Below are 18,255 nucleotides of genomic sequence, written 5' to 3'. Positions count from 1 at the left end.
CGGGGAGGATGCGTCGCGCCGCACCGCCGGCCGGGCCCCGGGCCACCGCCCCTACGGCCGAAAAGCCCGCACACTGCCCCCGTTGCGCAGCCGTCCGACGACCTCGGCGGCGGGGGCCGGGCCGGGGGCCGGTGCGGCGAGGGTGGGGCCCTCGGCGGTCGCCCGGAGGGCGCCGGTGGCGTCGAGACCCTCGACGTCCGGGCTGCCCGCGGCCAGCAGGTACCACTTCCCGGACGGCGACCGCCAGGGGACGTCCCCGACGACGTGCGGGCCGTAGCGGCTGCAGGCGGCGGTGCCGTCGGACCGGCCGGCGATCCGGCCGGGGTCGCCCGGACGTACGGCGGGCGGCAGGAAGCGGACGGTCGCGCTGCCGGGCCCGCGCCAGGTGTCGGCGCGGGTGCACACCCAGGTCGCGCTGCCGCCGCCCTCGGGGAGGCGCTGCACGGCGAACGCCCAGTTGCTGACGGACCGTACGCCGGCGCCCCGCAGCGCGCCCAGCCCGCAGGCCGTACGGGCCCAGGTCGCAAGGTCCGCGGGGTCGGTGGCCTCGCGCTGCCCCGCGACCGGTCCCGCGGCGCCGGCGGGCGGCGGTGGTACGGAGGTGAGGTGGACCGGGACGAGGTCGTTGAGGTCGGCCAGCAGGAAGGGCGGGGCCGGCGCCCCGATCCGCGTCGAGGGGCGGAACTGCGCCACCGGCCAGTGCCCGCAGCCGCCGCCCGGCTGCGGGGGGAGCGGGATGCGGTCGGTGACGCCGTCGGGGGCGACGTGCAGTCCGTGCGGCGCGGTGCCCGGCGCCAGCAGGTCGCGGACGGCGACGTCGGAGATCCAGGGGGCGAGCAGATAGCGCATCCAGCCGTTGCCGCGGCCGATCACCAGCGCGGCAGCGGTCGTCAGGTCCGCGTCGTCCACCCGCGCGAAGTGCAGCGTGGGAGTGGCGTCTTCGGGTTCGGCGTAGCGGACCAGTCGTTCGCCGTCGTGGAGGACGACCACCATGACGTTGTCGATCAGGCCGGCGTACAGCAGCTGCGGCGGATGGTCGGGCGGGCGGGTGGAGGTGCCCGCGGAGGCGGTGATCCGGGCGTCGGCGGGCGGTGCCGCCCAGACCCGTAGCGCCCGGCCCAGCAGCTCCTTGTCGCCGGCCTGCCGGCCGCGCGCGGGCCAGGCGGTGAAGTCCACCCGCGCGGTGTCGGACCACTGCTCGTTGCGGGTGCGCAGCAGCTTGGCGGGGTCCAGCGCCTGCTCGGCCGGGGTCGCCGGCCGGCCCGCCGGGTCCCCGTCACCGCTGGGCACCGCCGCGACCACCGCGCCGATCGCCGCGACGGCCGCCAGCGCCACCGCGGACCGCAGCCGCTGCCGGCGGCGCAGCAGGTCCGTCGGCCGGGTCTGGACCGTACAGGGGTCGAACTCCCCGGAGTTCAGCAGCGCCGCGGCCCCCGCCCCGGTCTCCCGGTCCAGTTGCTCGGCCGCCCGCAGCGCGGCCTCCGGGTCGGCGGCCCCGGCCCGGTCCAGCAGCGCCCGTACCGCGTCCTCGTCCAGGCCCTCCAGCTGCCACAGTCCGATGGCGGCCCGGACCGACGCCGGGACCGCGGACAGCGCCTGGTCCAGGGCGAGTTCATCGGCGCCGCCGGCCCGGGGGAAGAGCCGCAGGCCCCAGACCTGGGGCACGGCGGGGAGCCCCCGGCCGGGCCGGCCCTCGTGGGCCAGCGCCAGCCGCAGGGTCCGCAGCCGCACCAGGTCGTAGCCGTTCTCGGGGAGCGGGCCGCGCTGGGCCGGCAGCCCGCCGTCCGGGCGGCGCCGGCGACCGGTGCGCGGCAGGGCCCGCTGGACCAGGCCGTGCGCGGTGAGCACCCGGCGGTGGCGGCCCATCGACGGGGGCAGGACGAGATAGGCGAGGCGGACCAGCCGCGGATAGTGCTCGACGAGGGCCGCCTCGGCCCGTTCGACGTCGGCCCGGGTGCGTTCGTCCATGGGCATGGCCTGAAACAGCCCTTCAGAAATTGGCAGATTTACCGACTATGCCGTGTATGCCGTCGTGTGGTTGTTGCACGCCTTCCAACGAGTGATTCTTGGGGCGGTCACCCGACGGCCCGCCCGGCCCCGCGCGGCCCGTACGCTCCCGGCCACCGCCCGCGCCCGGCCCGCCCGTCGCCCCGCTCCCTGCCTGCTCATCCCCCGTTCCCCGCCCCGGACGGCAGCCCGCGTCGGGCCCGGTCCCACACCGACAGCGGCACGACAGCATCCGGGGGACTCCGCATGCGGCACACCCCGGCAGGGCAGATGCTGGAGCGGTGATGGACGAGACGGAGTTCTGGGAGCTGATCGACGACTCGCGCGAGGCGGCCGAGGGTGATCCCGAGGAGCAGGCCGACGCGCTGGTCGAGCGGCTGCTCAGGCGCGACCCGGACGCCGTCGTGGACTTCGCCCGCCACTTCGAGTCCCGCTACAACCGGGCGTACACCTGGGACCTGTGGGCGGCGGCCGCGGTCCTGCTGGACGGCTGCAGCGACGACGCCTTCGACTACTTCCGCTGCTGGCTGATCGCCCAGGGCCGGGAGGTCTTCGAGGGCGGGGTGCACGACCCGGACCAGCTCGCCGAGCTCCTCGACGACTTCGACGAGTCGGTGGACGGGGACGCCGAGGAGGTGGGCTACGCGGCCGACGAGGCGTACGAGCAGATGACCGGCGGGTCGATGCCGGACCTGGAACTGCCGCCGCCGCCCCGCGAACCGCTCGGCACCTACGTCGACTTCGACGACGACGAGACCCTCGCCGCACGCTTCCCCCTCCTCTGGGACCGTTTCCGGCCCTAGGGACTCGGGCCCTGCGCCGGGCAGTTGTCGTCGCCGGACGCCGGGCCCAGGCAGTATGGGCGCATGCGGATCGCGATCACCGGCTCGACCGGACTCATCGGCACGGCCCTCGTACGGTCCCTGCGCACGGACGGCCACGACGTCGTCCGGCTCGTACGGCGCGCCCCGGCGGCCGCCGACGAGGTGCGCTGGGACCCCGCGCGGCAGCAGGTCGACACCGCGGGGCTGGCCGGCTGCGAGGCGGTGGTCCACCTCGCGGGCGCGGGCGTCGGCGACCACCGCTGGACCACCGCGTACAAGCAGCAGATCCGCGACAGCCGGGTGCTCGGCACCCGGGCCCTGGCTAAGGCGCTCGCCTCGATGGACGTCCCCCCGCGGGTCTTCGTCTCGGGCAGTGCGATCGGCTACTACGGGGACACCGGGGACCGGCGGACGGACGAGAGCGCGCCGGCCGGCCACGGTTTCCTGCCCGAGGTGTGCGTGGACTGGGAGGCCGCCGCGCGGCCGGCCCAGGACGCCGGCATCCGCACCGTCCTCGCCCGCACCGGCCTGGTCGTGGCGCGCTCCGGCGGTGCCTGGGGGCGGCTGTTCCCGGTCTTCCGGCTCGGTCTGGGCGGGCGGCTCGGCGACGGCAGCCAGTACTGGAGCTTCATCTCGCTGCACGACCACATCGCGGCGCTCCGCCACCTCGTGACCACCGAGGAGCTGACCGGGCCGGTCAACCTCACCGCGCCGGAACCGGTGACCAATCGGGAGGTCACCGCCGTGATGGGCCGGGTGCTGCACCGTCCCACGCTGTTCTCCGTCCCGGCGCCGGTGCTGCGGATCGCCCTCGGTGAGTTCGCCGGGGACGTGCTGGGCAGCCAGCGGGTGGTGCCGAAGCGGCTGCTGGAGTCCGGGTTCACGTTCGCGCACCCGCGGATCGTCGAGGCGGTCCGGGCGGCGGTCGACCCAGGGGCGGCCCGGCCGGACGCCGTCCAGCCCCGGTAGACGGCCGCGGCCGCGGGCAACCGCCGGCACCCCGCCGGCAAACCTCCGCCCGGGCGCTTCGACGCGCCCCGTACGCCCCCTGTCGTACGCGCCGGCGGCTCCCTACTTTTCCGCACACACCACTCGGCATTCCTCGCGGCCTCAGAGGGCATGACACTCCGTGCACCGCCGCTGGGACCGACCTCGGGAGGCCATGTGCTGCGTACCGCATCGACCGTGGACGTCGTCATCGTGGGGGCCGGGCCGGCCGGTCTCGCCGCCGCCCGCCACCTGGCCGGCGCGGGGGTGTCGGTCACGGTCCTGGAGGCCGCCGAGCGGATCGGCGGCCGCTCCGTCACCGACCGGCTCGACGGCTTCCGGCTGGACCGCTGCGGCCGGCCGCTGGCCGTCTCCGCCGCCGAACTGCGCCGCACGCCGGGGCTCGGAGATCTGACGCTCCGTCCGTTCGCCCCGGTGCTGAGCGTGCACAACGGCCAGCGGGCGCAGCACATCAGCGGCTCCCGGAGCACAAGGGGCGCACTCTCCGCGGCGCGCGCCCTCGCGCGCGCCGACCGTCCGGTCCAGGACGCCCTGGCGACCCGGCCCACCTTCCCGCCCCGCACCCCGGACGTCTTCCTGCGGCCACTGCTGGGCATGCTGCTGTGCGATCCGCGGCTGCGCGGCTCCAGCCGGAGCGCCGCGCTCGCGCTGCGCGGCTACGCGGAGGCCGGCCGCCTGTGGATGCCGGCCGGCGGCGCCTCGGCCGTCCCCGACCTGCTCGCGGCCGGCCTGCCGCCCGGCACGGTCCGCACGTCCGTCCAGGTCACCTCGGTCTCCACCACGGGCGTCAGCACCGCCGAGCACGGCCGGATCCCCTGCCGGGCGGTCCTGCTGGCCACCGGTGCCCGCGACGCCGCCGAACTGCTCCCGGGCCTGCGGGTGCCCGCCTTCCACCCGGTGACGGTGCTGCACCACACCGTCCCGGCCGGTGCGGACGGCCGCGGCATGCCGTCCCGGGACGCCACCACGGCGATCCTGCCGGTGGACGGGCCGGTCGCCTGCAGCTTCCGCGCCGGGGCGGTCGACCCGTCCCGTACGCCGCCCGGCCGGCCGCTGATCACCACGACCGTGCTCGGCGCCGCGGCGGCGCTGCCGCTGTCCGTCCTCGACAAGACCGTCCGGCCGCAGCTGGAGCGGCTCTACGGGGCGCGCACCGACGACTGGGAGCTGCTGACCGGGCATCACGACCCGTACGCGGTCCCGGCGATGCCGGCTCCGCACGATCCGCAGCGTCCCGTACGGGTGCTGGCCGGGCTCTACGTCTGCGGCGACCACCGCGATGCCGGCACGCTCCAGGGCGCGCTGAACTCGGGCCGGCGGGCGGCCCGCGCCCTGCTGACGGACTTCGGGCTGCCGGCCCTCACCACCGAACCGGACGCCCTGCGCCCGGCGGCCTGACCACCGGGGCCGGCCGGGCCGGGCGCTGCGCCCGGCCCGGCTCCCCCGCCCGGCTCCTCAGCCCAGCGCGGCGATCCGCTCGCGGTAGCCGCGCACCGGCGCCGCGTCCCGGTACGGCTCCAGGCGCCGCTCGAACTCCCTGACGTACTCATGGGCCCGCACCGAGCGCATCTCCGACGCCTGGAGCGCCGCCTCCGCCCCGAGCGTGCAGGCCTGCTCCAGCTCGCCCAGGCCCAGCCGCGCGGTCGCCAGCACCACCCGGCAGAACAGCCGGCTGCGGGCGAACCCGGCGGCGCGCAGCTGCAGGGAGCGCTCGGCGTGCTGGGAGGCCGCGCGGTACTGCTGGAGATCGCGGTGGCAGTGCGCCAGTTCGTCGGCGAGCTGGGCCTCGTCGAAGAAGCGGGCCCAGTACGGGGTGTCGTCCCCGGGGCGGGAGGTCTCCAGCGCGCGTTCCGCGCGGGCCAGCGCCGCCGTGCAGGCCCGGACCTCGCCCAGGACACCGTGGCCGCGGGCCTCCGCGGAGTGCAGCAGCGCCTGGACGGCGGGCGGTGCGCCGCTGCCGATGCCCTGCTGGGCGACGCGCGCCAGCTGGACGGCCTCCCTGCCGTGCCCCAGATAGACGGCCTGCCGGCTCATCGTCACCAGGACGTAGGAGCCGTACGCCCGGTCGCCGGCCGCCTGGGCCAGCCGCAGGGCCTGGACGAAGTACCGCTGCGCCAGGCCGTGCGCGGCGATGTCGTACGAGGTCCAGCCCGCGAGCCGGGTCAGATCGGCGACCGCCGCGAACAACCGGCGGCCGGTGGCCTCGCCGTAGGTGCCGCGCAGCATCGGCTCGGCCTCGTGCTCCAGATAGCGCACCAGGGCCTGCCGGGCGTGGCCGCCGCCGTAGGCGTGGTCCAGCGCCCGGAACAGCTCGCCGACCGAGCGCAGGGCGGCGATGTCGCCGGAGGTGACCTTGGAGCCCTGGGTGCGGTCGACCCGGTCGGCGGTCCGGCGCTGGCGGGGCACCGAGGCCCGGCCGCCCTGGACGGGAACCCGGCCGGCGCTCTCGCCCGCGGGCGCACCGGCGCCCGCTCCCGTGCCCTCGCCGGTGGCCGGCTCGCCGCGGGCCACCCGGTCGTCGGGCCGCCCGATCAGCCAGTCGCGGCTGGGCACCACGAGCCCGGCCGGGGTGAAGGCGATCTTGCGGAGCTCGGCGTGGCTGCCGGAGTCCTTGCGCCACAGTCCGCTGACGATGTCCACCGCCTCGCTGGGGCTCGCGGCGAACTCCAGCCCGGCGTACACCGGCGCACAGGCGTCCAGGCCGAGGTCCTGGGCGGACAGCCGGCGCCCGAGCCGGCGGGTGAAGACCTCCGCAATCAGCGCGGGGGTGGTGCCCCGGGGCTGCTGGCCGCGCAGCCAGCGGGTGACGGAGGTCTTGTCGTAGCGGAGGTCGAGGCCGTGCTCGATGCCGAGTTGGTCGACCCGTCTGGCCAGACCGGCGTTGGAGAAGCCCGCCTCGGCGATGAGTGCGGCGAGCTGTCGGTTGGGGGTGTGCGCGGGTCGTTCCGTCATCAGCTTTACGGTCTCCTGCCTTCCGGGCCGGGCGCCGGTTTCGGCCCACCCGGTCCGGCATGCTCATCGCCCTCTTGGAACGGCGTGAATGTAACGGCCTTCGGTGCCGTTCTCGCGGCCTGCGTCCCGCGTTCATCCGATCGTGTGAGCAGGGCCGGGACTGCGGTTGCTGGGGGTACACCGGCCGCCTGCGGGGACCGGATCCGGCCGCCGTACAGTTGCTGGGGGCGCGAACGCATCGAAAGGCATCAACGTTGCCGCACAGCGCAACAGAAGTTCGGATGGGAGCTGCCGTGACTGCGATCTCTCGGGGGGAGACCCCCGCACCCGAGGGGCTGCGCTTTGTCCACCTGGGCTTCGGGGCCGACGCGGTCGACTACGAGTCGGCCTGGCAGGAGCAGCGCCGGATCCACGCCGCCCGGTTCGCGGACGAGGTGCCCGACACCTGTCTGCTGCTGGAGCATCTGTCCGTCTACACCGCGGGCCGGCGCACGACCGACGACGAGCGCCCCCTGGACGGCACCCCGGTCGTCGACGTGGACCGCGGCGGGAAGATCACCTGGCACGGCCCCGGCCAGCTGATCGGCTACCCGATCCAGAAGCTGCCGCGCCCGGTGGACGTCGTCGCGCATGTGCGCCGCCTGGAAGAGGCGCTGATCCGGGCCTGCGCCGAGTTCGGCATCGAGGGCAGCCGGGTCGAGGGCCGCAGTGGTGTGTGGGTGCTGGGCGACCCGGTGGAGGAGCGGCCGGCCCTGGGCGGGCTGAACCTGGACTTCGACCCGCGGCTGGCGGACGAGCTGTTCGACCCGCGGCTGAACGGCCCGGAGTACGCGCCGTCCAACGCCGGCCAGCGCCGGGAGGACCGCAAGCTCGCCGCGATCGGCATCCGGGTCGCCAAGGGCGTCACGATGCACGGCTTCTCGCTGAACGTGAACCCGGACAACACCTCGTTCGACAAGATCGTGCCGTGCGGCATCCGGGACGCGGGGGTCGCCTCGCTCGCCGGTGAGCTGGGCCGGGACATCACCATCGCCGAGGTGCTGCCCGTGGTGGAGAAGCATCTGCGCGACGTCCTGGAGAACGCCGAGCTGCTGCCCCGGGCGGTCTGACCGCCCCGGCAGTCGGGAATGCGGCCCTGCGACCTGGGGTTGCCATCCACGTATAGACGTGCGAATTATCGGGCGTACCCTGGTGTGCGCCGAAGAAACGAAGTTGTAGGGAGCCGGACGTGTCCGCAGTCGCACCCGACGGGCGCAAGATGCTTCGCCTGGAGGTCCGGAACAGCCAGACCCCCATCGAGCGCAAGCCCGAGTGGATCAAGACCCGGGCGAAAATGGGTCCCGAGTACAACCACCTCCAGGGCCTGGTCAAGAGCGAGGGCCTGCACACGGTCTGCCAGGAGGCGGGCTGCCCCAACATCTACGAGTGCTGGGAGGACCGCGAGGCGACGTTCCTCATCGGCGGCGACCAGTGCACCCGTCGGTGTGACTTCTGCCAGATCGACACCGGCAAGCCGCAGGCGCTGGACCGCGACGAGCCGCGCCGGGTCGCCGAGTCCGTGCAGACCATGGGCCTGAAGTACGCCACGATCACCGGCGTCGCGCGCGACGACCTGGAGGACGGCGGCGCCTGGCTGTACGCCGAGACCGTCCGCCAGATCCACGCCGCCATGCCCGGCACCGGCGTCGAACTGCTGATCCCGGACTTCAACGCCGTCCCCGAGCAGCTCGCCGAGGTCTTCTCCTCCCGCCCGGAGGTGCTGGCCCACAACGTCGAGACGGTCCCGCGGATCTTCAAGCGGATCCGCCCCGGCTTCCGTTACGAGCGGTCGCTGGAGGTGATCACCAAGGCCCGCGAGGCCGGCCTGGTCACCAAGTCCAACCTGATCCTGGGCATGGGCGAGGAGCGCGAGGAGATCAGCCAGGCGCTCCAGGACCTGTACGACGCGGGCTGCGAGCTGATCACGATCACCCAGTACCTGCGCCCCACGGTCCGGCACCACCCCATCGAGCGCTGGGTCAAGCCGGCCGAGTTCGTGGAGCTCAAGGAGGAGGCCGAGGAGATCGGGTACGCGGGCGTCATGTCCGGTCCGCTGGTCCGCTCCTCGTACCGCGCCGGCCGCCTTTACCAGCAGGCCGTCGAGCGGCGCGAGGTCGAGGCGTCCAGTCAGGCGGTTTGAGTCCGGCCGGCTCTCCCCGGCGCGCCGTCTTGTGAAATGTGGCACATGCTGGAACCACGCGGCCCGCACTCCCCTCAGGACAGGGGGCGTGGCGGGCCGCGTCAACGTTTCATTGGTGTTTGACCGGCAGGTCATCCGTTGGTAACACCGTTGAGTGACGATGGATGCACGTACCGCTCCCACACCAGCCCTGCTTCTCCGAACAGCCAGAGGGAGTCACTGACCATGCAGGCCGCGCCGCTCCGCGCCACCCCCGTCCGCCCCCTTCCCTCCGTCACCGGTGCCCTGCGCGCCGTCGAGGCCGTCCTGATGCGCGGTGGCCAGCGCACCGCGCGCCGGAACGCCTGGACATCGGTCCTGGAGGACCGCCGCCGCGCCAAGGACCGCCACGAGGCGGCGTACGTACTGGAGGCCGCGGCGACCCGCCGCCCGCACGCCACGTAAACTTCGCTGTATGGCGAGGAAGGCACACTCCAACGGCGCTGCCGGCGCTGAGAACCCCGGGCGGCTGAAGCAGATCGCCCTGACCTACAAGATGACCCGTCGGGTCGACTCGAAGGTCGGTCTTGTCGTCGCTGGCGTAGGCATCGTCGTATTCGGCGTCCTCCTCGCCATCGGCTTCGCGATCGGCCACCCCGTCTACGCCGGAATCCTGGGCTTCGTCCTGGCCTTCCTGGCGATGGCGATCATCTTCGGACGGCGTGCCGAGCGCGCGGCCTTCGGGCAGATGGAAGGCCAGCCCGGTGCGGCGGCCGCGGTACTGGACAACGTCGGGCGCGGCTGGACGGTCACCCCGGCGGTGGCCATGAACCGCAACCAGGACGTCGTGCACCGCGCGGTCGGCAAGGCCGGCATCGTGCTGGTCGGCGAGGGCAACCCGAACCGGCTGCGCGGCCTGCTGGCCGCCGAGAAGAAGCGGATGGCGCGTACCGTCGCCGACGCCCCGGTCCACGACATCGTGGTGGGCGACGGCGAGGGCCAGGTCCCGCTGAAGAAGCTCCGCACGACCCTGCTGAAGCTGCCCCGGGTCCTCCCCGGCGCCCAGGTCACCGCGGTCAACGACCGGCTGCGCGCGCTGGGCGACCTGATGAGCAACATGCCCGTACCGAAGGGCCCGATGCCGAAGGGCATGCGGATGCCCAAGGGTGGCGGCAAGGCGCGCTGAGCGCAGCCCCGATCCGACACGGGTGGGGCCCGGGACCGTCGCGGTCCCGGGCCCCACCCGTATGTCGTGTCACCCGTGTGTCGGATCGCTCCGGCGTGTCATGTCATCCGTGTCATGCCGGTCCGGCGGCTAGATCCGGACCTGTACGGCGCGCACCAGGCGGTCGTGCAGTCCGCGGCCGTCCCGGTCCCAGACGACGGCCGGGATGACCAGGACGAGCAGCAGGGTGCGCAGCACCACCCGCGGCAGCGAGATCCGGCCGCCGCCCTCGGCGACCACCCGCAGGCCCAGCAGCCGCTTGCCCGGCGTGAAGCCGACCGTGCCGACCGTCAGCACGCTGAGCACCGCGAAGACCACCAGTGCCCAGTTGCTCGCCGACTGTGCCCGGCCGCCGCTGAGCAGCCCGTAGGCGATCAGCAGGCACAGCGCCCAGTCGATGAAGAGCGCGGCGAACCGGCGCCCGGGGCGGGCGAGCGCCCCCGGCCCCTCCTCCGGCAGCCCGAGCCGCTGCCCGCGGTATCCGAATTCGACGCCCATGTCCTCGGCTGCCGCGCGGGGCCCGGAGATCCACGATCCGATTGCTTGCCTGTTGTCCACCCGTCCACGGTACTGGGACCGCATACGTTCCCTTCCCGGAGGGCCGGTATCCGCGCAGGCGGGCCGTCCGTAACGGTGGCGGAAACCTGGCCTCACCACCGGGCTCGCAATCCCTCGCATTGGCGCACACTGGGGGGTAAAAGGGACCGCGCGGCGGTTAACCTCGGCGAAACAAATGGGTCATGCTTGAGAAATCCCGCCTGCCTATGGTCGGGCGAGCGCGCCACCGGACTGGTCGCGTTCCGAGTAGCAATCCCGCGTCCGCCGACCGGTGACCGGGCTAGGAGGAGTTGGATGTTCCAGAACGCCGACGAGGCCAAGAAGTTCATCGCGGACGAGGACGTCAAGTTCATCGATGTCCGTTTCTGCGACCTGCCCGGTGTGATGCAGCACTTCACCATCCCGGCAAAGGCGTTCGACCCGGCCGAGGAACTCGCCTTCGACGGCTCCTCGATCCGCGGTTTCCAGGCCATTCACGAGTCCGACATGGCGCTGCGTGCCGACCTCTCCACCGCTCGTGTGGACCCGTTCCGCCGGGACAAGACGGTCAACGTCAACTTCTTCATCCACGACCCGATCACCGGCGAGCAGTACAGCCGTGACCCGCGCAACATCGCCAAGAAGGCCGAGGCCTACCTCGCCTCCACGGGCATCGCGGACACCGCGTTCTTCGGCCCGGAGGCCGAGTTCTACGTCTTCGACAACGTCCGCTTCGAGACCAAGTCGAACGAGTCCTTCTACCACATCGACTCCGAGGCCGGCGCCTGGAACACCGGTTCCGAGGAGAACAACCGCGGTTACAAGGTCCGCTACAAGGGCGGCTACTTCCCGGCCCCGCCGGTCGACCACTTCGCCGACCTGCGCGCCGAGATCTCCCTGGAGCTGGACAAGGCCGGCCTGCAGGTCGAGCGCCAGCACCACGAGGTCGGCACCGCCGGCCAGGCGGAGATCAACTACAAGTTCAACACCCTGCTGGCCGCCGCCGACGACCTGATGCTCTTCAAGTACATCGTGAAGAACGTCGCCTGGCGCAACGGCAAGACCGCCACCTTCATGCCCAAGCCGATCTTCGGTGACAACGGCTCCGGCATGCACGTCCACCAGTCCCTGTGGCAGGGCGGCGAGCCCCTCTTCTACGACGAGCAGGGCTACGCGGGCCTCTCGGACACCGCCCGCTACTACATCGGCGGCATCCTCAAGCACGCCCCCTCGCTCCTCGCCTTCACGAACCCGACGGTGAACTCCTACCACCGCCTGGTCCCCGGCTTCGAGGCCCCGGTCAACCTGGTCTACTCCCAGCGCAACCGCTCCGCGGCCATGCGCATCCCGATCACGGGCTCCAACCCGAAGGCCAAGCGCGTCGAGTTCCGCGCCCCGGACCCGTCCTCGAACCCGTACCTCGCCTTCTCCGCCCTCCTCCTGGCGGGCCTGGACGGCGTCAAGAACAAGATCGAGCCGGCCGAGCCGATCGACAAGGACCTCTACGAGCTCGCCCCCGAGGAGCACGCGGGCGTCCCCCAGGTCCCGACCTCCCTCCCGGCCGTCCTCGACGCCCTGGAAGCGGACAACGAGTACCTCCAGCAGGGCGGCGTCTTCACCGCCGACCTGATCGAGACCTGGATCGACTACAAGCGCACCAACGAAATCGCCCCGATCCAGCTGCGCCCGCACCCGCACGAGTTCGAGCTTTACTACGACATCTAAGACCGCCACAGGCCGGCGCGGTTCTCCGCTCCGGTCTGTGAGGTCTCCGGGCCGTCGGCCGTGTTTCTCCCGCTTCGGGAGGCGCGGCCGGCGGTCCTTTTGTGTCAGTTGCGGCGGCGACGGTGTTGGCCGTACGGGCCGCGACGGTCGTGGGCGCGCCATTCCTCGTAGTGGAGGTCGCGGGCTCCGTCCTCCGGCCGCTCCGCGAGCGGGGGGTCCGGGTCGTCCCGGTCGCCTTCTTCCGGCAGCTCGTAGAGCGGGGCGGGCTGTTCGTCGTCGTAGCTCTCGTGGCTATTCATGTACAGGGCCCGGGGTCGTCGGGGTGGTGGGCCTGATCAGCAGGGCCGTGGCCAGGGCGCCGAGGAGGGAGAGGCCGACCGACCACCACAGGGCGTCGGTGTAGCCGCCCACCGTTGCCTGGCTGATCACTTCCGCCAACCGCGGCGGGAGGCCGGCCGGGCTGATGACCTGGCCGCTGCGGGCCGCGGCGCCGAAGGTCGGCGGGAGGCCCTGGACGGTGTCCAGGCGGGCGGCGACGGCCGCGGCGAGGGAGCTGCTGAACAGCGCGGTGCCGAGCGCCGCGCCCACCTCGTCGGTGGTGTTGGTCACTGCGGCGATGCCGCCGGAGTCCGGGGCGGCGGTGCCGGCCGTCGCGAGGGAGTAGAGCGGCATCAGGGCCATGCCGAGGCCGAGGCCGGCCAGGACCATGCCGGGCAGGGGCACGGCGGTGTAGTCGCTGTCGGGCTGGAGGCGGGTCAGGAGCAGCAGGCCGCACGCGGTGAGCAGCAGGCCCGGGGTGATCAGGTGGCGCGCCGGTACGCGGTGCAGCAGGCGGGCGGAGACCTGGGTGGAGCCGATGAGGATCGCGGCGACCATGGGCAGCATGGCCGTGGTGGTGGCGATCGCGGAGTAGCCGCGGACGTTCTCCAGGTACGCCATCAGGGTCGGGAAGAGGGCGAGGGTCCCCGCGCCGGTCAGGAACAGGCCGAGGAAGGAGCCCATGCGGCTGCGGTTGTCGGTGAGGTACGGCGGGAGGAGCGGGTCGGTCGTTCTGCGTTGCCACAGGAAGAAGGCCACGAGGAGGGCGGCGCCGAGGGCGAGCAGGGCCAGGACGAGGAGGTCCAGCCAGCCGCGCGGGCCCGTTTCCTGGAAGCCGAGGACCAGGGCCACGATGCCGCCGGAGCCGAGCAGCAGGCCAGGAGCGTCGAGGCGGCGGTGGGGGCGGAGCGGGCGGTCGTGGACCAGGGTGGCCACACCGATCACGGCGAGCACGGCGAGCGGGACGTCGGCGAACAGGCACCAGCGCCAGCTGAGGTTCTCGATCAGCCAGCCGCCGGTGAGCAGGCCGGCCGTCGAGCCGCCGGCGGCGATGGCGGCGTAGATGCCGAACGCCCGGCCCCGGGCCTTCGGGTCGGGGAAGTTGGCCGCCACCAGGGACAGTACGGCCGGGGACAGGAGGGCGGCACAGGCGCCCTGGACGGCGCGGGACGCGATCAGCATGCCGGAGGTGGGGGCCATTCCGCCGAAGGCGGCGGCCGCCGCGAAGCCGGCCAGCCCGATGAGCAGCATCCGCTTGCGGCCGATCAGGTCGGCGAGGTGTCCGCCGAGCAACAGCAGCGCTGCGAAGGCCAGGTCGTAGCCGGTGAACAGCAGGTTCAGGCCGCCGGTCGGCAGGTGCAGATCGGCCCTGACGGTCGGCACCGCCATGTGCAGGGACGTCGCATCGAGCAGCACGAACAGCTGCACCAGACCGACCACCGCCAGGCCCCACCAGCGCCTGGGGTGCGGGGGCGGATCCTGGAGGTCCGGCGGGGAGGCCGGTGGGGGCCAGGCGTGGGAGGGCGGGTTCAGGGGCGGTCCGAAGCCCTGCGGGGTGGCGGGCCGGGCCGGGGCGGTGGGTGAGTACGCGGGCGGTGGGGGTGCCGACGGTTGCGGCGGGCCGGGCGGGGTGGCGGGGGTTGCGGGCGCCACCAGGGGCGTCCCGGCGGGAGCCGCCCCGGGCGTACCCACGGCCGTCTCCGGGCCGTAGTCCAGCAACCGGGCCGCGTGGCGGCCGAGTTGGGCCAGCACCGCACCCGGCAGCCACTCCCCCTCCGTGTCCGTCTCCGTGCGGGCCGCGACCTGCTGGAGGGCGGGCCGCCGGGCCGGGTCCTTGTCGAGGCATGCGCGTACGAGGTCGAGCAGCGGCTCCGGTACGCCGGTCAGGTCCGGCTCCTCCTCGGCGATGCGGAAGAGGTGGGCGTTCAGCCCGGTCTCCGTGGCGCCGAAGAGCAGGCGCCCGGTGGCGGCGTAGACGAGGACGGCGCCCAGGCAGAACACATCGCTGGCCGGGGTGAGGGGGAGGCCGCGTACCTGCTCGGGCGACATGAAGCCGGGGGATCCGATCAGCATGCCGGTGCGGGTGTGCAGGCTGTCCCCGGCGAGGGTGTCCATGGCCCGCGCGATACCGAAGTCGATCACGCGCGGCCCGTCCACCGTCACCAGCACATTGGACGGTTTGAGGTCGCGGTGGATCAAGCCCGCCTCGTGCACCGCCTGCAGGGCGAGGGCGAGGCGGTTGGCCAGCAGCCGGACGGAGTGCTCGGGCAGCGGCCCGTAGTCGTCCGCCACCACGGTGGTCAGGTCGGGCCCCGGAATGTACTGGGTCGCCACCCAGGGCACCGCGGCCTCGGTGTCGGCGTCGAGCACGTCCGCCGTCCAGGAGCCGCCCACCCGCCGGGCCGCGGCCACCTCACGGGCGAAGCGCCTGCGGAACTCCGGATGCTGGGCGTGCTCGTCCTGGACGACCTTGACCGCGACGGTCCGCCCGGCCTCGGAACGGCCCAGGTACACCAGGCCCATGCCGCCGGCGCCCAGGCGGGCGATCAGGCGGTACGGGCCTATGTGCGTCGGGTCCGATGAGATCAACTGGTCCACGGGGGCAAGGTAATCCACGGGACCGGCTCCGGTACGGGATTCACACTTCCTCCTCCCTTGCCGGGCGCCGGGCTGTGTGGCCGGGGCCCAGGCCCCGCGGCAGACTGGGGATATGCCTGAATTGCCGGAGGTCGAGGCGCTGGGGCGGTTCCTGGAGGAGCGGCTGGCGGGGCGGGTGGTGGACCGGGCGCAGCTGGTGTCGGTGGCTGCGTTGAAGACCTACGATCCGCCGCTGGCGGCGATGGAGGGGCAGGTGTGCGAGGGCGTGGCCCGGTACGGCAAGTTCCTCGCGCTCCGGGCCGGAGAGCTGTTTCTCGTGATGCATCTGGGGCGGGCGGGATGGGTGCGGTGGAGTGAGCGGCTGCCGGCGGCTCCGCCGCGTCCGGGGAAGGGGCCGCTGGCGCTGCGGGTGCGGCTCCGGGAGCCCGAGGGTGCGGGGTTCGACGTGACGGAGGCCGGCAGTCAGAAGCACCTCGCGCTGTACGTCGTGCGGGATCCGCAGGAGGTGCCCGGCGTCGCGCGGCTCGGGCGCGATCCGCTGGGTGACGGCTTCACCCGGGCGGCTTTCGCCGGGATGCTGACGGGCGAACGGCGGCAGATCAAGGGCGTGTTGCGGGACCAGAGCGTGCTGGCCGGGATCGGCAACGCCTATTCGGACGAGATCTTGCACGCGGCGCGGATGTCACCGTTCAAGCTCGCCGCCGATCTGTCCGAGGAGGAGGTGGCGCGGCTGTACGCGGCGGTCGGAGCCACGCTGGGCGAGGCGGTCGAGCGGGACCGGGGGCTGGCGCCGGCGGACCTCAAGGCGGAGAAGAGGACGGGGATGCGGGTGCACGGGCGGACGGGGGAACCCTGTCCGGTCTGCGGGGACACCGTCCGGGCGGTGTCGTTCAGCGACTCGTCGTTGCAGTACTGCCCCACCTGCCAGACCGGGGGCAAGCCGCTCGCCGACCGGCGGTTGTCGCGGTTGCTGAAGTAGCCGGCTTCCCCGCCCCGGCCGCCGGATGTCCGGCGGCCGGGCGGGGTGGGCGTCAGGCCGTGGGGCGGTCGGTGGCCAGCAACTCCCGGAGTTCGTGTACCGCCTCGCGGAGGTGGTCGGCGAAGGCGTGCATCTGGGCGGCCACGGGGCGGGGGGTGGAGAGGTAGAGGTGGAAGCGGTCGGGGAGGAGGACGTAGGCGACGCCGATGCAGCGGGGGCTGGTGGAGCCGAAGCCGAAGTACTGGATGTGGGTGGAGGGGGCGGAGCTGGTGCTGAGGTAGTCGTCGCGCATGACCAGCCAGCCGGGGGTGCGGTAGAGGGCGGGCTGTTCAGTGAGGCCGAGGTCGGGGCCACGGCGGCGCTGGATCAGTTCGAGTTCCCAGAGGTGTTGCTCCGGGGCATCGCCGGCCTGGCATTCCTTGGCGCGGGTGACGTGGGCGCGGGCCGCGGCGTGGAGGGCGGTGCGGCGGGCGGCGGGGTCGGTCGCGGGGTCCTGGAGGGTGGCGACGAAGTCCACGATCTCGGGGGTGACCACGCGCATGGCCTCGGTGCGGCCGCGGCGCCACTGGCGGGTGGCGATCGACTCGTAGGTGGCGCCCAGGTGTCCCTTGGCGCGCTGGTGGGCCAGTTGGTAGGCGAGCTGGACGAAGGCGTCCGGGGAGACGCCCAGGGACTTGGCCGTGGTGGCGCCGAAGTCGTCGAAGGACACCGTTGTGGTGGCGGTGTCGGCGCCGTATTGGGCGAAGGCGGTGGCGGCGGAGCGTACCTGGGCGCGGAGGGCGTCGTCGAGGTGGAAGGTGAGGGGGTGCGGGGCGGGGGCGCCCTGGGGGCGCGCCCCGGAGAGGCGGGAGTGGTCCTCGGGCGAAGTGGTGAGCAGGGCGTCGACGAAGCTGAGGATGGTGGTGCCGTCCAGTTCGCAGTGTTCGACGTTGATGCCGGCGCGGCCGTCGGCGAAGACGATGAAGGAGACGGCCTTGTCGAACCAGCGGTTGCCGCGGTCGCCGTAGAGGAGTTCGTCGCAGGCCGTCCGGGTGTCCGCGGGGGCGAAGTCCTCCAGACAGAGGCAGAAGAGGGCGGTTTCGACGGTGTCGAGGGCCGCCGCGTTGTCGGGGTGCAGGGCTTGGAGGGAGGCGCGGGCGGCGGCCCATTCGGCGCGGGCCATGGTGGTCAGGTGGCCGACCGGGGCGTCCGGCTCGGTACCCGGGTCGGCCTTGAGGACCGCCTGCAGGCCGTCCTTCAGGTCGTCGAGGGTGTGCGGTGTGCCGTCGGGGCCGAGGACGTCGAGGGTGTACATGCGGCCCCGGAAGAAGACCACGATGTGGCGGGCGTCGGACGGGCCGGGCCACTCGGCCGTGTAAGGGGCGCGGACGGTGTCCTGGTCGGGGCCGGGGATGCGGGTGGTGGAGAACAAGAACTTGTTCTGTTCCATGCTCTGCGGGCGGCCGCGCTGGATCACCGGGGGGAGGGCCTGCCGGTCCAGTTGGCGCTTGTGGTGCAGCGCCCCGGCGATCAGGCCGGCGGCCCGGTCCAGCTGGGACTGCCCGGTGTCCTGGAAGAGGAAGAAGAAGTTGGCGTTGAGGGCGATGCGGTCGCGGCGGCCGAGGTAGCGGTAGGGCCAGAAGGTGTCGAGCCAGCTGTGCACGCCCTCGGTGGCGTCGTACTCCTCCAGGGCGGCCTGGAGCACCCGGCCGGGGCCGCCGGGACGGAGGAAGGCGGCCACCTCGGCCTCGGTCTCCGCGAGTTGGGCGGGGGTCAGCAGGGGCCGGCACCAGGCGAGGAACCGCTCGCAGCTCTCCTCCAGGGAGGGCAGCGGCACCCGCGGGAGGGTGTCCTCCAGGGCGAAGGTGGGGGTGGCGTTCTCGTTGCTCTCCTCGGTCGGGTGGTCCATCGCGGTCGCCTGACGCTCAGTCACTTACGTTCTCGA

At 73.4% G+C, this 18,255-nt stretch carries 15 protein-coding genes; 9 read left to right on the top strand and 6 right to left on the bottom strand.

Features of this window, described 5'->3' with window-relative positions:
* Positions 1 to 51: 51 nt before the first annotated feature.
* Positions 52 to 1,968, bottom strand: a complete 1,917-nt coding sequence (locus ACZ7MX_RS37205) for a hypothetical protein (protein WP_472138809.1) — start codon at positions 1,966 to 1,968, stop codon at positions 52 to 54.
* 323 nt (positions 1,969 to 2,291) lie between these two features.
* Here ACZ7MX_RS37205 and ACZ7MX_RS37200 point away from each other — a divergent pair, with 323 nt between their 5' ends.
* From ACZ7MX_RS37200 to ACZ7MX_RS37190, 3 genes are all read left to right on the top strand, one after another.
* Positions 2,292 to 2,810 (top strand): DUF4240 domain-containing protein, encoded by a 519-nt coding sequence (locus tag ACZ7MX_RS37200; protein WP_472138808.1) that lies wholly within the window; start codon positions 2,292 to 2,294, stop codon positions 2,808 to 2,810.
* 63 nt (positions 2,811 to 2,873) lie between these two features.
* Positions 2,874 to 3,800 carry a TIGR01777 family oxidoreductase gene (locus tag ACZ7MX_RS37195; RefSeq protein ID WP_472138806.1) on the top strand — a complete coding sequence of 309 codons (927 nt, stop codon included), beginning with the start codon at positions 2,874 to 2,876 and terminating at the stop codon, positions 3,798 to 3,800.
* 195 nt (positions 3,801 to 3,995) lie between these two features.
* Positions 3,996 to 5,237: an FAD-dependent oxidoreductase gene (locus ACZ7MX_RS37190; RefSeq protein WP_472138804.1), complete on the top strand. Its 1,242-nt coding sequence runs from the start codon at positions 3,996 to 3,998 to the stop codon at positions 5,235 to 5,237.
* 57 nt (positions 5,238 to 5,294) lie between these two features.
* Here the strand turns inward: ACZ7MX_RS37190 and ACZ7MX_RS37185 are convergent, their stop codons facing one another.
* Positions 5,295 to 6,791, bottom strand: coding sequence for a regulator (locus ACZ7MX_RS37185; RefSeq protein ID WP_472138802.1), 1,497 nt, complete (start codon positions 6,789 to 6,791; stop codon positions 5,295 to 5,297).
* Between the two features lie 281 nt (positions 6,792 to 7,072).
* Between ACZ7MX_RS37185 and lipB the strand changes: the two genes are divergently transcribed.
* The 4 genes from lipB to ACZ7MX_RS37165 all read left to right on the top strand — a co-directional run bounded on the left by lipB (position 7,073) and on the right by ACZ7MX_RS37165 (position 10,135).
* Complete coding sequence (gene lipB, locus ACZ7MX_RS37180) at positions 7,073 to 7,900, top strand: lipoyl(octanoyl) transferase LipB (RefSeq protein ID WP_472138800.1); 828 nt, start codon at positions 7,073 to 7,075, stop codon at positions 7,898 to 7,900.
* A gap of 119 nt (positions 7,901 to 8,019) precedes the next feature.
* Complete coding sequence (gene lipA / locus ACZ7MX_RS37175) at positions 8,020 to 8,970, top strand: lipoyl synthase (RefSeq protein WP_472138798.1); 951 nt, start codon at positions 8,020 to 8,022, stop codon at positions 8,968 to 8,970.
* Between the two features lie 225 nt (positions 8,971 to 9,195).
* Positions 9,196 to 9,414, top strand: coding sequence for an SCO2195 family GlnR-regulated protein (locus ACZ7MX_RS37170; protein ID WP_201801924.1), 219 nt, complete (start codon positions 9,196 to 9,198; stop codon positions 9,412 to 9,414).
* Positions 9,415 to 9,424: 10 nt separating this feature from the next.
* Positions 9,425 to 10,135 (top strand): DUF4191 domain-containing protein, encoded by a 711-nt coding sequence (locus ACZ7MX_RS37165; protein WP_261951917.1) that lies wholly within the window; start codon positions 9,425 to 9,427, stop codon positions 10,133 to 10,135.
* Between the two features lie 129 nt (positions 10,136 to 10,264).
* On the opposite strand, the gene ACZ7MX_RS37160 is transcribed toward ACZ7MX_RS37165, so the two are convergent.
* On the bottom strand, positions 10,265 to 10,732 hold the full coding sequence (locus ACZ7MX_RS37160; protein WP_199812505.1) for an RDD family protein: 468 nt from the start codon (positions 10,730 to 10,732) through the stop codon (positions 10,265 to 10,267).
* 294 nt (positions 10,733 to 11,026) lie between these two features.
* Here ACZ7MX_RS37160 and glnA point away from each other — a divergent pair, with 294 nt between their 5' ends.
* Positions 11,027 to 12,436, top strand: coding sequence for a type I glutamate--ammonia ligase (glnA, locus tag ACZ7MX_RS37155; protein ID WP_472138796.1), 1,410 nt, complete (start codon positions 11,027 to 11,029; stop codon positions 12,434 to 12,436).
* 104 nt (positions 12,437 to 12,540) lie between these two features.
* Here glnA and ACZ7MX_RS37150 read toward each other — a convergent pair whose 3' ends face one another.
* Positions 12,541 to 12,735 (bottom strand): hypothetical protein, encoded by a 195-nt coding sequence (locus ACZ7MX_RS37150; protein ID WP_472138794.1) that lies wholly within the window; start codon positions 12,733 to 12,735, stop codon positions 12,541 to 12,543.
* Positions 12,728 to 15,352 carry an MDR family MFS transporter gene (locus ACZ7MX_RS37145; RefSeq protein WP_472138792.1) on the bottom strand — a complete coding sequence of 875 codons (2,625 nt, stop codon included), beginning with the start codon at positions 15,350 to 15,352 and terminating at the stop codon, positions 12,728 to 12,730. The genes ACZ7MX_RS37150 and ACZ7MX_RS37145 overlap by 8 nt, the downstream gene beginning before the upstream one ends.
* A gap of 112 nt (positions 15,353 to 15,464) precedes the next feature.
* On the opposite strand from ACZ7MX_RS37145, the gene ACZ7MX_RS37140 reads away from it, so the two are divergent.
* A complete protein-coding gene (locus tag ACZ7MX_RS37140; RefSeq protein WP_472138791.1) occupies positions 15,465 to 16,331 on the top strand; it encodes an Fpg/Nei family DNA glycosylase in 867 nt (288 codons plus the stop codon).
* 52 nt (positions 16,332 to 16,383) lie between these two features.
* Here the strand turns inward: ACZ7MX_RS37140 and ACZ7MX_RS37135 are convergent, their stop codons facing one another.
* Positions 16,384 to 18,219 (bottom strand): choline/carnitine O-acyltransferase, encoded by a 1,836-nt coding sequence (locus ACZ7MX_RS37135; RefSeq protein WP_472138928.1) that lies wholly within the window; start codon positions 18,217 to 18,219, stop codon positions 16,384 to 16,386.
* Between the last annotated feature and the right edge of the window lie 36 nt (positions 18,220 to 18,255).

This window comes from Streptomyces sp. NPDC107765 (assembly GCF_055657085.1).
Note: the sequence above shows the minus strand (reverse complement) of the source record. Positions and strands in the feature narration are given on the sequence as shown.